The organism is Aquamicrobium sp. LC103 (assembly GCF_001014615.2).
GTDB lineage: Bacteria > Pseudomonadota > Alphaproteobacteria > Rhizobiales > Rhizobiaceae > LBCQ02.
On the sequence record NZ_LBCQ02000001.1, the window covers coordinates 273,701 to 286,315 of the forward strand.

The 12,615-nt window shown below is 65.1% G+C and carries 17 protein-coding genes; 7 read left to right on the forward strand and 10 right to left on the reverse strand.

The genetic code is table 11. The features are described from left to right. Window positions 1-28: 28 nt before the first annotated feature. From XW59_RS01350 to sppA, 3 genes are read right to left on the reverse strand one after another with little or no spacing between them, the layout of a single operon-like run. Window positions 29-349: a LapA family protein gene (locus XW59_RS01350; protein ID WP_047146984.1), complete on the reverse strand. Its 321-nt coding sequence runs from the start codon at window positions 347-349 to the stop codon at window positions 29-31. 39 nt (window positions 350-388) lie between these two features. After that, the gene (locus XW59_RS01355) at window positions 389-673 is read right to left on the reverse strand and encodes an integration host factor subunit beta (RefSeq protein WP_047146983.1); all 285 of its coding nucleotides are present in this window, start codon (window positions 671-673) and stop codon (window positions 389-391) included. Between the two features lie 60 nt (window positions 674-733). After that, on the reverse strand, window positions 734-1,708 hold the full coding sequence (gene sppA / locus XW59_RS01360; protein WP_047146982.1) for a signal peptide peptidase SppA: 975 nt from the start codon (window positions 1,706-1,708) through the stop codon (window positions 734-736). A 310-nt stretch (window positions 1,709-2,018) separates the two neighbouring features. On the opposite strand from sppA, the gene lptC reads away from it, so the two are divergent. The 6 genes from lptC to ptsN all read left to right on the forward strand — a co-directional run bounded on the left by lptC (window position 2,019) and on the right by ptsN (window position 7,176). Continuing rightward, complete coding sequence (gene lptC / locus XW59_RS01365; RefSeq protein WP_047147202.1) at window positions 2,019-2,735, forward strand: LPS export ABC transporter periplasmic protein LptC; 717 nt, start codon at window positions 2,019-2,021, stop codon at window positions 2,733-2,735. Next, window positions 2,719-3,285 (forward strand): LptA/OstA family protein, encoded by a 567-nt coding sequence (locus XW59_RS01370; protein ID WP_047146981.1) that lies wholly within the window; start codon window positions 2,719-2,721, stop codon window positions 3,283-3,285. The genes lptC and XW59_RS01370 overlap by 17 nt, the downstream gene beginning before the upstream one ends. A 95-nt stretch (window positions 3,286-3,380) precedes the next feature. Then, window positions 3,381-4,094, forward strand: a complete 714-nt coding sequence (gene lptB, locus XW59_RS01375) for an LPS export ABC transporter ATP-binding protein (protein ID WP_246665982.1) — start codon at window positions 3,381-3,383, stop codon at window positions 4,092-4,094. A gap of 184 nt (window positions 4,095-4,278) precedes the next feature. Then, the gene (gene rpoN / locus XW59_RS01380) at window positions 4,279-5,805 is read left to right on the forward strand and encodes an RNA polymerase factor sigma-54 (protein WP_047146980.1); all 1,527 of its coding nucleotides are present in this window, start codon (window positions 4,279-4,281) and stop codon (window positions 5,803-5,805) included. Window positions 5,806-6,059: 254 nt separating this feature from the next. Beyond that, complete coding sequence (gene raiA, locus XW59_RS01385) at window positions 6,060-6,647, forward strand: ribosome-associated translation inhibitor RaiA (RefSeq protein ID WP_047146979.1); 588 nt, start codon at window positions 6,060-6,062, stop codon at window positions 6,645-6,647. Window positions 6,648-6,711: 64 nt separating this feature from the next. Continuing rightward, window positions 6,712-7,176: a PTS IIA-like nitrogen regulatory protein PtsN gene (gene ptsN / locus XW59_RS01390; protein ID WP_047146978.1), complete on the forward strand. Its 465-nt coding sequence runs from the start codon at window positions 6,712-6,714 to the stop codon at window positions 7,174-7,176. Window positions 7,177-7,248: 72 nt separating this feature from the next. On the opposite strand, the gene XW59_RS01395 is transcribed toward ptsN, so the two are convergent. Together XW59_RS01395 and XW59_RS01400 are read right to left on the reverse strand one after the other, a co-directional pair. Beyond that, window positions 7,249-7,506 (reverse strand): DUF1150 family protein, encoded by a 258-nt coding sequence (locus tag XW59_RS01395; protein ID WP_047146977.1) that lies wholly within the window; start codon window positions 7,504-7,506, stop codon window positions 7,249-7,251. Window positions 7,507-7,582: 76 nt separating this feature from the next. Then, the gene (locus tag XW59_RS01400) at window positions 7,583-8,011 is read right to left on the reverse strand and encodes an Hsp20 family protein (protein ID WP_047146976.1); all 429 of its coding nucleotides are present in this window, start codon (window positions 8,009-8,011) and stop codon (window positions 7,583-7,585) included. A gap of 115 nt (window positions 8,012-8,126) precedes the next feature. Here XW59_RS01400 and XW59_RS01405 point away from each other — a divergent pair, with 115 nt between their 5' ends. Continuing rightward, window positions 8,127-9,068 carry a nucleoside hydrolase gene (locus tag XW59_RS01405; RefSeq protein ID WP_047147200.1) on the forward strand — a complete coding sequence of 314 codons (942 nt, stop codon included), beginning with the start codon at window positions 8,127-8,129 and terminating at the stop codon, window positions 9,066-9,068. 31 nt (window positions 9,069-9,099) lie between these two features. Here XW59_RS01405 and XW59_RS01410 read toward each other — a convergent pair whose 3' ends face one another. The 5 genes from XW59_RS01410 to XW59_RS01430 all read right to left on the reverse strand — a co-directional run bounded on the left by XW59_RS01410 (window position 9,100) and on the right by XW59_RS01430 (window position 12,611). After that, a complete protein-coding gene (locus XW59_RS01410) occupies window positions 9,100-9,333 on the reverse strand; it encodes a hypothetical protein (RefSeq protein ID WP_047147199.1) in 234 nt (77 codons plus the stop codon). A 189-nt stretch (window positions 9,334-9,522) separates the two neighbouring features. Next, window positions 9,523-10,137, reverse strand: coding sequence for a LysE family translocator (locus XW59_RS01415; RefSeq protein ID WP_047146975.1), 615 nt, complete (start codon window positions 10,135-10,137; stop codon window positions 9,523-9,525). 73 nt (window positions 10,138-10,210) lie between these two features. Next, window positions 10,211-11,107: a ribokinase gene (locus XW59_RS01420; RefSeq protein WP_047146974.1), complete on the reverse strand. Its 897-nt coding sequence runs from the start codon at window positions 11,105-11,107 to the stop codon at window positions 10,211-10,213. 73 nt (window positions 11,108-11,180) lie between these two features. Continuing rightward, window positions 11,181-12,059, reverse strand: a complete 879-nt coding sequence (locus tag XW59_RS01425) for a bifunctional helix-turn-helix domain-containing protein/methylated-DNA--[protein]-cysteine S-methyltransferase (protein ID WP_047146973.1) — start codon at window positions 12,057-12,059, stop codon at window positions 11,181-11,183. Between the two features lie 66 nt (window positions 12,060-12,125). After that, window positions 12,126-12,611 carry a DUF2244 domain-containing protein gene (locus tag XW59_RS01430; RefSeq protein ID WP_047146972.1) on the reverse strand — a complete coding sequence of 162 codons (486 nt, stop codon included), beginning with the start codon at window positions 12,609-12,611 and terminating at the stop codon, window positions 12,126-12,128. Between the last annotated feature and the right edge of the window lie 4 nt (window positions 12,612-12,615).

Here is a 12,615-nt window from a genome sequence, read left to right on the forward strand (position 1 = left end):
CGTTTCCTCCGGAAATCAGGCGATCGGTTCAGGTGCCGGAACGCGGCAGCGCCGGCTGGCTCGGCCCCTGCCTGGCGGGCTGGGGCGGCGGGATGTCGTCCTGGCGCCGGCGCGCCAGCTTGCGATAGCGGCCCTGCTTGTACCAGGTCACGAAACTGCCGATGAGGACGCCGAGCGCCAGGGCGGCGAAAATATAGATGAACAGCGGAAGATTGACCGTCAGTCCGGGATTGCCCGGATTGAACGGATCGAGCGTGAACGGCACGGAAGCGCGATTGGCCACCGCCAGCGCGATCAGGACGATTGCGAGCGGTATCAGCACCACGATGGTCAGGAATCTGTTCAGCATGTCATGTTCCGGCGCGGGAACGTCCCGTCCCGCACTTCGTCATTTTTCGGAGTTCAGGCGTTCGCGCAGGTCCTTGCCCGTCTTGAAGAAGGGAACCCACTTCTCCTCCACCTCCACCGATTCGCCGGTGCGGGGGTTGCGGCCGACGCGTGCGGGCCGGTTCTTCACCGAAAAGGCGCCGAAGCCGCGCAGTTCGACACGGTTGCCCTCGGCCAGCGCATCGGTGATCTCGTCGAAGATCGCGTTCACGATGTTCTCGACGTCGCGCAGAAATAGGTGCGGATTTCGATTGGCGATGGTCTGCACGAGTTCTGACTTGATCATGGCCTGGTTCCCTGCCTGACACTTCCCGTTTCGCTTAGAATTGTGATTTTATTTGTTTTTTCAGTTCTTCAAAGCAGCCGGATCAGGTTGCCAGAGCGACAGCAAGCCGTCAAGAAACATGCTCTCGCCGCCGAGGCGCTTGACCAGGCCCTCGCCCTGCTGGCCGAGGCCGAACAACGCCGCGACGATGCCGGACGCCGAGAGCGGGCTGAAAAAGCCGCCACGATCCGTCGACTTCCATTCCACCACGCTCAATTTGGCGTCCACGCCCTTGGTGGCCAGCCAGTCGACCGCCTGCTGCTCGCCGCCGAGCGAATCCACCAGCTTCTTCTCCAGTGCCTGGCGGCCGGTGTAGATCGAGCCGTCGGCCACGGCCAGCACCTCGGCGCGGGACAGCGGACGGCGATCCTCGACGAGGCCGACGAACCAGTCGTAGCTGTCCATGACGAGCGCGCGCAGCATGGCGCGCTCCTCTTCCGTCGTCGGAGAGAAGGGCGAAGGCTCGGCCTTGAGCGGCGAGGATTTGACTCCCTCCAGCTTGACGCCGATCTTTTCCATCAGGCCGGTGATGTCGGGAAACTGCACCAGCACGCCGATCGAGCCGACGATGGAGGATTGGCGGGCGACGATATGGTCGGCCGCGCTGGCGATCATGTAGCCGGCGGAGGCGGCGAGCGTGCCGACCTGCGCGACGACGGGTTTCTCCTCGGCGAGCTTGCGCACCGCCTCGAAGATCGCCTCGCCGCCGGCGGTCGTGCCGCCGGGCGAATCGATCGACAGTATGACGCCCTTCACCAAGGCGGACTTGCCGATGCGGTCGAGCCGCTTGAGCAGTTCCTCGTCCTCGGTGATCGTCCCCTCGATCTTCACCTTGGCGATGTGGTCGGCGCCCGCGCCGCCCACCCGTTCGGGAAAGAGCCAGTAGGAAAACCCGAAGACGGCCAGCGCCAGCAGGAGGAAGGTGACGATCCGCCAGAACGTCAGTTTGCGCCTCAGGCGCCTGCGGTCGATGATATCGTCGGCTCTCACGGCCATGATGCGCCTCGTCAATGTTCGTCGGGGCGTTTTAGAGCATAGTGCGCGCCGATAGAAGGGCCCAGCCGCTTTTCCGCCGGGGTAGGGCATGCCGGCAAAACGAATGTTTGATGTTCTTCCGGTTGCAGGGCTGCTATTTTATCGAAAAATAACCATATTGCGGTGTAAGTCCGGCCCAGCATGGGCCAAATGCGTGAAACAACGGCTCCGGAAGCCTAACTCGAACCACGACTCAACCTGCGATCCGGCCTGGAAATGCCGGACGGATGAGGGTGCGGGACGGTTGCCGGGCGATGGAACAAGCGAAAAGATGACCAGATCGGCAGTCCAGGACACAAGCGACCCGACCCGGGCGCCCGCGAGCGCGGCCGAGGACAGCGGCATAAGGGATGCATTCGCCCGCGCGCGGCGCCATTCCGGCCGCGTGCGCGCGCTGAAGCTCATGCTCCCGGTGGCGGCGACGGTGCTGGCCGTCGCCTTCCTGGCGAAATCCTATTTCGCGACCCCCGCCGGCGTGAGCGTCGATCTCACCGGCACGGCGATCGAGAACGGGCGGCTCGTGATGGCGAACCCGAAGCTCGACGGCTTCACCAGGGACGACCGCGCCTATACGATGACCGCCGACCGCGCCATTCAGGACATCGGCAGCGGCGGCAGCATCGACCTGGAAGGGATCGACGCGAAGCTGCCGCTCAACGACAGCGACTGGGCGACGGTGAAGGCGAGCCGGGGCACCTATGACCGCAACGCCAACACGCTGGACATAACGAGCGAGATGACCGTCGTGACCGACAACGGCATCTCGGCCGCGTTGAATTCAGCCACGGTGGACATCGCCGCCGGGGACCTCAAGACCGACAAGCCCGTCCGCATCGATCTTGAAGGAACACGGATCGATGCCGATTCCATGGAGATCACGAATCGGGGCAAAGTGCTGATCTTCGAGCAACGCGTGCGCATGGAAATCGACGGCAACAAACTGCAGACGGCGGCGCGCGCCACAGAGGGAAATGCGAATGAGAACTAACGGAGGGGTGCTGGCGGGGGCGATGGCTGTCATCGCGCTCGCGACGACGGTTGCATTCGCGCAGACGAGCCAGGAAGGCCGCCTCAGCGGCCTCAAGCTCGACGGCGACAAGCCGATCCAGATCGAGAGCGACCGGCTGGAGGTGCGCGAGAACGAGAGCATCGCCATATTCACCGGCAATGTCTCGGTCGTGCAGGGACCGACGCTGCTCAAATCGGGCAAGATGACCGTGCACTACGCCAATGACGGCGGCTCGGCCACCACCGGCTCGGCGAATATCGAGCGCCTCGAGGTCGAGGGCAAGGTCTATGTGAAGTCGGAGACCCAGGTCGCCACCGGCGATCAGGGCAGCTTCGACATGAAATCGGAAGTGCTGGTGCTTTCCGGCAAGGAAGTGGTGCTTTCCGAGGGCGACAATGTCATCGTGGGTTGCAAGCTGACCGTTCAGATGGCGACGGGACAGGCGCAGCTCGACGGATGCGGCCAGGCGAGCGGCGGCAGCGGTCGCGTCAAGATGCTCCTCAAGCCCGGATCGCAGCAGGACCGCTAGTGTCAGCCTCCTTCATCTCCAAGCTGGCGGAACCGTTTTCCCGCAAATCCGCCACGCCCGTCGACGAGAAGGATCGTACCCGCTTCAAGGGAACGATGATCGCGCGCGGCCTCACCAAGAGCTACAAGGGGCGGCAGGTCGTCAGCGGCGTCTCCTTCGGCGTGCGCGCGGGCGAGGCCGTCGGCCTGCTCGGCCCGAACGGCGCCGGCAAGACAACCTGCTTCTACATGGTCACCGGCTTGGTGCCGGTCGACCACGGCACGATCGAGATCGACGGCTACGACGTGACCTCCATGCCGATGTATCGCCGCGCGCGGCTCGGCATCGGCTATCTGCCGCAGGAAGCCTCGATCTTCCGCGGGCTTTCGGTCGAGAACAACATCCGCGCCATCCTGGAGGTCACCGAGCGCAACCGCAAGGAGCGCGAACGCCGGCTCGACGAATTGCTCGAGGAGTTCCATATCTCGCACCTGCGCAAGGCGCCCTCGATATCGCTTTCGGGCGGCGAGCGGCGACGCCTGGAAATCGCGCGCGCGCTGGCCTCGAACCCCAATTTCATGCTGCTCGACGAACCTTTCGCCGGCGTCGACCCCATCGCCGTCTCCGATATCCAGCAGCTCGTGCGCCATTTGACCTCGCGCGGCATCGGCGTTCTCATCACCGACCACAATGTGCGCGAGACGCTCGGCCTGGTCGAGCGCGCCTACATCATCCATGCCGGGCAGGTTCTGACCCACGGCCTGCCCTCCGAGATCGTCGAAAACCCCGACGTGCGCCGCCTCTACCTCGGCGAAGGCTTCACGCTTTAGGACGAAATCCGGGCGGTGCGCCCGGCCGCCGGCCCGAAAGCGGCATCCGCCGCGGCGATAACGTCGCGGTAAGGCGTCCTTGCTATCGTTTCCCTTGACAAGCAAAAGCCGGGCCAGTTTGTATCCCCGGCGAAAAGAACAACGCCCGGCCCCTGCCCGGGCAAGGTGACGGGGTAGGCATTCGATGGCTCTTGGCGCCAAGCTGCAGTTGCGCCAGTCGCAGTCGCTGGTGATGACGCCGCAACTGATGCAGTCGATCAGGCTGCTGCAGCTTACCCATGTCGAGCTGGACCGCTTCGTCGAGGAGGAGATCGAGCGCAACCCGCTTCTGGAGCGTGCCGAAGCGCGCGACGACGAGCCCGCCGTCGACGAATCCCCATCGTCGGAGCTGCGCGAGACCTCCGGCATCGACCAGTGGTTCGACGATACCGCGGCCGCGAACGCGCAGACCATGTCGGAACGCCTCGACACCTCGCTCGAAAATGTCTTCCCCGACGATCCCGGCATCGGCGAGACGCTTTCTCCCGATCTGGCGCTCAACTGGAAGTCCGCAGCGACCTCGGGCGGCACCGGTGCCGGCGAGGGCTTCGACGTCGGCGAGATGGCCGGCGGCGGACCGACGCTGCGCGATCATGTCGGCGAGCAGATCGCCCTTGCCTTCCGCGACCCGACCTCGCGTATCATCGCGGCGGAACTTGCTGACGCGCTGGACGAAGCCGGTTATCTGCGCGCCGACCCGGTTGAAATCGCCGAAAGGCTGGGGACGGGCGTGGAGGCCGTGCTCGACGTGCTCTCGATCTGCCAGAGCGCCGATCCCGCCGGCCTCTTCGCCCGCGATCTCGCCGAATGCCTGGCGCTCCAGCTCAAGGCGCGCGACCGTTTCGATCCGGCCATGCAGGCCATGGTCGCCAATCTGGAGTTGCTGGCCAAGCGCGACTTCGCCCAGTTGCGAAAGCTTTGCGGCGTGGACGAGGAGGACCTCGTCGACATGATGGCCGAGATCCGCGCGCTCGATCCCCGGCCCGGCCTCGCCTTCGGCGGCGGAACCGCCGATCCGGTGGTGCCGGACGTGATCGTCAGGCAGGCGGCCGACGGAAGCTGGGCGATCGAGCTCAATGCCGACGCGCTGCCGCGCGTGCTGGTGGACCAGACCTATTTCGCCGTCGTTTCGCGCCGCGTGCGCAATCAGCGGGAGAAGGAATTCCTCGCCGAATGCCTGCAGAACGCCAACTGGCTGACGCGCAGCCTCGACCAGCGGGCAAAGACCATCCTGAAGGTCGCCAGCGAGATCGTGCGCCAGCAGGACGCCTTCCTGCTCCACGGCATCCGCCATCTGAGGCCGCTCAACCTGCGCACGGTGGCGGAAGCGATCGGCATGCATGAATCGACGGTGAGCCGCGTCACCGCCAACAAGTACATGATGACGCCGCGCGGCGTTTTCGAGCTGCGCTATTTCTTCTCCGTCGCGATCGCCTCGGCGGAGGGCGGCGACGCGCACTCCTCGGAAGCCGTGCGCGACCGCATCCGCGAGCTGATCGAGGCCGAGAAGCCGGCCGACGTGCTTTCCGACGACGCGATTGTGGAAATCCTCAAGAAAAGCGGGGTCGACATCGCCAGGCGCACGGTCGCCAAGTACCGGGAAGGAATGAGCATTCCGTCCTCCGTGCAGCGCCGGCGGGAGAAGCGCGTGCTGGCCTCCGTCCGCGCCTGAAACCCCGCAAAAGCGGCGTTTCCCGGGCCCTTCCCCGCCTTTTGTTGACAAGGCATGGGGAAGTGACTAGAAGCCCGCCCGCATGAGACGGATCGCTTCGGCCCGTCACCGGATTTATCGCCGAAGCGACCTGAGACGGTCCGAAAAGGGCTCCCTGTCGGAGCTAAAGCTGCCAGAAGAACTTGTGTGCACGTGCCACAGGTATAAAGTCGGACAAGTCGGAAGCCTGCACGAAGAGAGAAGGTCAGTTTTACATGAGCCTGCGCATCTCGGGTAAGCACATGGAAATCGGCGACGCTTTTCGCGTCAAGATCGAGGGACGGATCAGCGAGGCGGTAGACAAATATTTCGACGGCGGCTTTGCGGGCCGCGTGACCGTTGAAAAATCCGGTTCGCGCTTTTCCGCCGACTGCACGGTCCATCTCGACACAGGCATGTCGCTTCAGGCGACCGGAGAGGCCCAGGATCCGCAGATCGCCTTCGACGCCGCGGCGGAGCGCATCGAAAAGCGCCTGCGCCGCTACAAGAGGCGGCTCAAATCGCACAATCCGGGCATCGTCCAGGCCGACGGCGTGGATATCGACTACCGCGTCATGGCCCCCGTGGCGGACGAGGACGACGAGGTGCCGGAGGACTTCGCACCGGCGGTCGTCGCCGAATCCACCATGACCCTCAAGACCATGTCGGTCGCCTCCGCGGTGATCGAACTCGACACGAAGGACAGCCCCGTCTTCGTCTTCCGCAATGCGGGCAACGAGCACGTCAACGTGGTCTACCGCCGGTCCGACGGCAATATCGGCTGGATCGACACATCGTCGCCGACCAACGGAACCCAGCAGTAGACATCAACTCAGCAGGACCGCGTGCAGGTCGCATGCGGAACGGGCAGAGCAAAGGATTTTAGAAATGGATCTCAGCGATCTGATCGAGGTTTCGGCGGTATTGCCGGCCTTGAAAGCCAATTCCAAGAAGCAGTTGCTGCAATTGCTGGCGGAAAAGGCGGCCTCGGCGACGGGCCTTCCCGAACGCGAGATCTTCGACACGATCCTGCAGCGCGAACGCCTCGGCTCCACCGGCGTCGGCAATGGCATCGCCATTCCGCACGGCAAGCTCTCGGGCATCAAGCGCATCACCGGCGTCTTCGCGCGCCTGGAAAGTCCGGTCGATTTCGAGGCGCTGGACGACCAGCCGGTCGACCTCGTCTTCCTGCTCCTGGCCCCGGAGGGCGCGGGGGCAGATCACCTGAAGGCGCTTTCGCGGATCGCCCGCGTGCTGCGCGACAACGACACCGTCTCCAAGATCAGGGGAACGAAGGACGCGGCCGCGATTCACACCTTCCTTTCGGAGACGCCGGCCTCGCACGCGGCCTGAACGCCGTATTCAACGATATATCGAACCATGGGGAAGGCGGCCGGACGGCCGCCTTTTTCACGATGCCCGCAATCAGTGGATGCTGACGGGCGTAAGGTCGTTCTGCAGGGCACCGGCAACCGCCGAGGCGCGCTCGTCGGTCAGCAGGATCGGCCGGCCGTCCGCGGCGAAAACCGCCCAAAGACGCGTCGCCGGCGCGATTTCCGGAATTCCCGGAAACTTCCCGCGCAGATCGTCGCTGTCCATCTCGCGGACATAGGCGACCGAGCCTTCGCCGAGATGGGCGAATTCAGCCTGGGTCAGACCCTGCTTGTGTTCATGTTCAGTCATGTCAGCCTCCTACGCTTGGCGGGGCGTCGTCAAAGACCAACCCGCCTCAGAGCCAAAGGTTCCGGCGAGTTTGAAGTCAGTCTCTCACCGAAATGTTGATTTTCCGTACCAGTTTCTCGGGTTCGGGACGGTCGAGGTCGATCGCCAGGAGTCCGTTCTTCAGTTCCGCGCCGACCACCCGCATCCCGTCGGCCAGGAGGAAGACACGCTGGAACTGCCGCGCGGCGATGCCGCGGTGCAGGAAGTCGCGTTCCGCCTCCTCGACCTGTCGTCCTCGGACCACGAGCTGGCTGTCCTCGGTGGTTATCTCGAGGTCGGCCTCGGAGAAGCCGGCCACGGCGAGCGTGATGCGCAGCCTCTCGCAACTGTTGTTCTCGCCACCGCGAAGCCGCTCGATATTGTAGGGGGGATAGCCATCGCCGGATTTCGCAACGCGTTCCAGCGTCTTTTCCATGGCATCGAAACCCAACAGAAGCGGGCTCGAAAAGGGCGTCATGCGCGTCATGTCTTGTCCTCTAAGAGCGACGTGGATAGACGAAAACCCGAATGGCATTTCCGTCCTTGACATTGATATGGTCTGCCGGTTTGTCGAGTTCAAGAACAAATTGAGGCGGTTCCGCATGGCCGAGGCACGCAAGATCATCATCGATACCGATCCGGGACAGGACGACGCCGTGGCCATTCTGCTGGCGCTGGCGAGCCCGGAACTCGAGGTGATCGGCATAACGGCGGTGGCCGGAAACGTGCCGCTGTCGCTGACGTCGAAGAACGCGCGCAAGATCTGCGAGCTGGCCGGCAGGCCCGGGACGAAGGTTTTCGCGGGCGCCGACCGGCCGCTGATGCGCCAGCTCGTCACCGCCGAGGAGGTGCATGGCCAGACCGGGCTCAACGGCCCCGACCTGCCCGAGCCGACAATGCCGCTGCAAGCGCAGCACGCGGTCGACTTCATCGTCGAGACGCTGATGCGGGAGGAGTCCGGCGCGGTCACCCTGTGCCCGCTCGGGCCGCTCACCAACGTCGCGCTCGCGCTTGTCCGCGAACCGAGGATCGCGCCGCGCATCAGGGAAATCGTGCTGATGGGCGGCGGTTATTTCGAGCAGGGCAACGTCACGCCCTCGGCCGAGTTCAACATCTATGTCGACCCGCACGCGGCCGACATCGTCTTCAGGTCCGGCGTGCCGATCGTCATGATGCCGCTCGACGTCACCCACAAGGCGCTGACGACCGCCGCCCGCGTTGCTGCCTTCCGCGCGCTCGGCACCGGGGTGGGCGAGGCGACCGCGCGGATGCTGGAATTCTTCGAACGCTTCGACGAGGAGAAATACGGCACCGATGGCGGGCCGCTGCACGATCCGTGCGTGATCGCCTGGCTGCTGCGTCCTGATCTCTTCAAGGGCCGGCATTGCAACGTCGCGGTGGAAACCGCGTCGGAACTGACCATGGGCGCCACCATCGTCGACTGGTGGGGCGTCACCCAGCGGCCGAGAAACGCGCATGTGATGCGCGACATCGACCACGAAGGCTTCTTCGCCCTCCTGGTGGAGCGTCTCGGAAGGCTCTGATCCCGTCGAATTGCGCGGGAACCCTATCCGGTCAGGCTCCCCGCATCGGGGAGCCGTCGAAGGAAATCGTCCTGCCGCTCTTGATGGCGGAGGCCGCCACCAGGTCGGTCAGCTCGCGATCGGACATGTCGCAATTGGGCAGGACCGTCCGGATGGCGCGAAGAGCATGCGCCGTCGACACCGGCAAATCCCGAGATTTGCGCGACGCGACATATTGTTCGACGACCTGAGCAACGGCTCTTTCGACAAAATGGATCTCAGACATCGATTGTCCCTTCTTGTCGTCCCGCTTCGGCGTGCGGAGAAGATGCACCTCTCCGACGGGACAACATATGTTGATGGCGACAGGCCGTTTGAAGGGGCAGGCCCGACGATTTCCGATAAAATTCCGTAACCGTCGGATGCCCCTGAAGCGACGGGCCGCGCAACGCGGCCACAACCGATTCGTAGCGTTCTATTTTGTCCTGGAGAAGGCGAGCCAGAGGCCGCCGCCGATCAGCATGCCGCCGCCGAGGCGCGAGACGAGCCTGACCTTCGCGGCGGAAAGGCCGCGGCCGAGCCGCGCCGAAGCGAGCGCATAGGCGCCATCCGATACCACGGCCAGGAGAAGCGCGGTCGCCCCGAGAATCGCGATCTGGACCATGTGATTGCCGGATGGCGAGACGAATTGCGGCAGGAGCGCGCCGAAGAAGAGAAGCTGCTTGGGATTGCCGAGCGCGACCAGCAGGCCCTGCGTGAAGAAGCCGCCGCGCGGCGGGCCCGCCGCCTCCGTTTCCGATTCGCCGCCGCTCTTGCGGATCATCTGCCAGCCGATCCAGACCAGGTAGGCGGCCCCCAGCAGCTTGATCCATTCGAACCAGTGGCCGGCAATCTCGATGACGGAGGTCAATCCGAAGCCGACGACGGCGATCATCACGGCGAGGCCGGCCTGGGTGCCCGCGACGTTGAGCAGCCCGGCGCGAACGCCGTGGCGCATGCCGTTGGCGAGGATGAGCGTGTTGGTCGGGCCCGGAATGACGACGGCGACCGCGCAGACGGCAAGATAGGCGAAATAGGTCTCGATCGTCATTTTTCCGGCTCCTCCATCCCGGCCGCATCAATGCACGTGGCGAGGCCGCTGCCAATCCCGTTCTTGCGCAGCGCTATCCGAGTGCTGCATCGACCTCGGCGGCGAGCGGGATCGACGGCTGCGCGCCCGGCTTGAGGCAGGCGATCGATCCGGCCACGGCCGCCCGCCGCAGCGCCTGCTCGAGGTCGAGCCCGGCTTCGATGCCTGCCGCCAGGTAGCCGCAGAACGTGTCGCCGGCGCCGACCGTGTCGACGGGTACGATGTCGAGGCCGGCAACGGCGAGGAAAGTGTCGGGCGCCGCCGCCACGACGCCGTCCGCGCCCAGCGTGACGACGACGGTCCTGCCGGTGCGCGCTGCGAAATCCTGCATCCTCGCTTTCCGGTCGCCGCCGGAAAGGCCGAGTTCGCCGGCATAGAGGTCGAATTCGGTCTCGTTGGCGATCACATAGTCGGCCTCGGCCAGAAGATCGGCGGCGTCAGTCCTGAAGGGCGCGGTGTTGAGCAGCGATACCGCGCGCTTTTCGCGGGCGGCGGCAAGGGCCGAGCGAACTGTGTCGATCGGAATCTCGTGTTGGAACAGAATATAGTCGCCCGCCCTGATATCGGCCGCGGCGACGTCTCCCGGCAGAACCGTGCCGTTGCCGCCGGGAATGACCGCGATCATGTTTTCCCCGTCCGATCCGACGAGAATCAGCGCGGTGCCGGTCGCGGCATGGGACCGGCGCACGCAGGACAGGTCGACCTGCCCTTCCTCGAGAAGCGCAAGCGCCTCTTCGGCGAACGCGTCGCTGCCGACCGCCCCCACCATCCGCACCTTGGCTCCGGCCCGCCGCGCGGCGAGTGCCTGGTTGGCGCCCTTGCCGCCCGGCGCGGTGGAAAAGTCGTCGCCCGGAACGGTCTCCCCCGGCGCGGGCAGCCTGCCCACCGTGGCGATGAGGTCGAGATTGATGGAGCCGATGATGGTGATCACGAAGGGAACCTCCCGAATGTCTTCCCGGAGGCTCTAGCCGATTTTCGGAGCGTGCATAAGGCTCTTCGTGTCCTCACACACCGACACAGCCGGCTTCCCAGCCGAGAATGGCGCGCTTGCGCGTCAGCCCCCAATGGTAACCGGTCAGCGCACCGGACTTGCCGAGCGCGCGATGACAGGGAACGACGAAGGAAACCGGATTCGCGCCGACCGCGGCGCCGACCGCGCGACTCGCCTTCGGCGCGCCGATTTCAGCGGCGATCGAGGAGTAGGTCCGCGCTCGGTTCATCGGGATCTTCAACAGCGCCTCCCAGACCCGCACCTGGAAGTCGGTGCCGATCAGCACCACGCGCAGCGGCTCCTCGGCGCGCCAGCGCGCGGGATCGAAGATACGCGCCGCGTAGGGAACCGTCGCCGACATGTCCTCGATATAGGTGGCGTTCGGCCAGCGGCCGGACATGTCCTCGAAGGCGGCGCGCTCGCCGCCGGGATCGTTGAAGGACAGGCCGGCAAGGCCGCGATCGGTCACCATGATCAAGGCGATGCCGAAGGGCGACAGATGATAGCCGTAGCGGATCGTCAGGCCGGCGCCGCGCGTCTTGTAGTCGCCGGGCGACATCGCCTCGTGGGTGACGAAGAGGTCGTGCAGGCGCCCCGGCCCCGACATGCCGAGCTCATAGGCGGCGTCGAGCAGCGGCAGGCCCTGATCGAGCAGCCGGCGCGCATGGTCGAGCGTCACCGCCTGGAGGAAGGCTTTCGGCGAGAGGCCGGCCCAGCGGGTGAAGAGCTTCTGCAGCCCGGTCGGCGTGTCGCCCACTTCGTCCGCGATCTCCTCCAGCGAGGGCTGGTCGCGATAGTCGAGGCTGATCTTCTCGATCACCCGGCGCACGACCTCGTAGTCGGCGCCTTGCGGGGTGATGTCGCGTTGCAGGATTGCTGTCTGTGCGTTCATGGCAATATCTCCTTGAACGCGAATATCGGCCGGCGGAGACGTGTTTACCACCCGTTTCCTGCCTATTTACCCGGCCTTGGCCGTCGCCAGCGCGCGGCCGAAGGCGGCCGAGAAGCTCTCGCGGTCGTCGGGGTTGAGGAAGGAGCCGATCGGCACGCTGCGGCCCTCGCCTTCCACCGCCATGCCGGTGATGCCGATCTCCTCGTGCCGGGCGACCCGGAAGCGGGTCCAGAACGGATTGAAGCGGTAGGACTGCTCCTTGCCGGACGGCGCGACCTTGACGATGTCGAGCGCGGTGCGGGACAAGGACACCAGCTCGCGGACGCGCGCGGCGCGGTAGTTGAGACGGAAGGCGACGTAGACGAGAACCAGATCCAGCCCGAAAAAGCCGAACACCGGCCAGGCGCCGATCGAAAGGAAGAAGGCGCCTATCCCCAGCCACATCGCGGCGAGCGTCGCCATCAGGACGATGAATCCGGTGCGGCCGAGCGAGCGATGCGGTGTCAGCAGGGCCCGGAAGAAGGGTTCGTCGGCGGCATTTGTTTCAGCCATGACT

Bases quoted from the DNA above. Each gene is read 5' to 3' on its own strand.
- rpoN (WP_047146980.1), top strand. From the start codon at position 4,279: ATGGCTCTTGGCGCCAAGCTGCAGTTGCGCCAGTCGCAGTCGCTGGTG.
- XW59_RS01430 (WP_047146972.1), bottom strand. From the start codon at position 12,611: ATGGCTGAAACAAATGCCGCCGACGAACCCTTCTTCCGGGCCCTGCTG.
- XW59_RS01405 (WP_047147200.1), top strand. From the start codon at position 8,127: ATGGCCGAGGCACGCAAGATCATCATCGATACCGATCCGGGACAGGAC.
- XW59_RS01350 (WP_047146984.1), bottom strand. From the start codon at position 349: ATGCTGAACAGATTCCTGACCATCGTGGTGCTGATACCGCTCGCAATC.
- sppA (WP_047146982.1), bottom strand. From the start codon at position 1,708: ATGGCCGTGAGAGCCGACGATATCATCGACCGCAGGCGCCTGAGGCGC.
- ptsN (WP_047146978.1), top strand. From the start codon at position 6,712: ATGGATCTCAGCGATCTGATCGAGGTTTCGGCGGTATTGCCGGCCTTG.
- XW59_RS01395 (WP_047146977.1), bottom strand. From the start codon at position 7,506: ATGACTGAACATGAACACAAGCAGGGTCTGACCCAGGCTGAATTCGCC.
- raiA (WP_047146979.1), top strand. From the start codon at position 6,060: ATGAGCCTGCGCATCTCGGGTAAGCACATGGAAATCGGCGACGCTTTT.
- XW59_RS01415 (WP_047146975.1), bottom strand. From the start codon at position 10,137: ATGACGATCGAGACCTATTTCGCCTATCTTGCCGTCTGCGCGGTCGCC.
- XW59_RS01355 (WP_047146983.1), bottom strand. From the start codon at position 673: ATGATCAAGTCAGAACTCGTGCAGACCATCGCCAATCGAAATCCGCAC.
- XW59_RS01400 (WP_047146976.1), bottom strand. From the start codon at position 8,011: ATGACGCGCATGACGCCCTTTTCGAGCCCGCTTCTGTTGGGTTTCGAT.
- lptB (WP_246665982.1), top strand. From the start codon at position 3,381: ATGATCGCGCGCGGCCTCACCAAGAGCTACAAGGGGCGGCAGGTCGTC.
- XW59_RS01370 (WP_047146981.1), top strand. From the start codon at position 2,719: ATGCGAATGAGAACTAACGGAGGGGTGCTGGCGGGGGCGATGGCTGTC.
- XW59_RS01410 (WP_047147199.1), bottom strand. From the start codon at position 9,333: ATGTCTGAGATCCATTTTGTCGAAAGAGCCGTTGCTCAGGTCGTCGAA.
- XW59_RS01425 (WP_047146973.1), bottom strand. From the start codon at position 12,059: ATGAACGCACAGACAGCAATCCTGCAACGCGACATCACCCCGCAAGGC.
- lptC (WP_047147202.1), top strand. From the start codon at position 2,019: ATGACCAGATCGGCAGTCCAGGACACAAGCGACCCGACCCGGGCGCCC.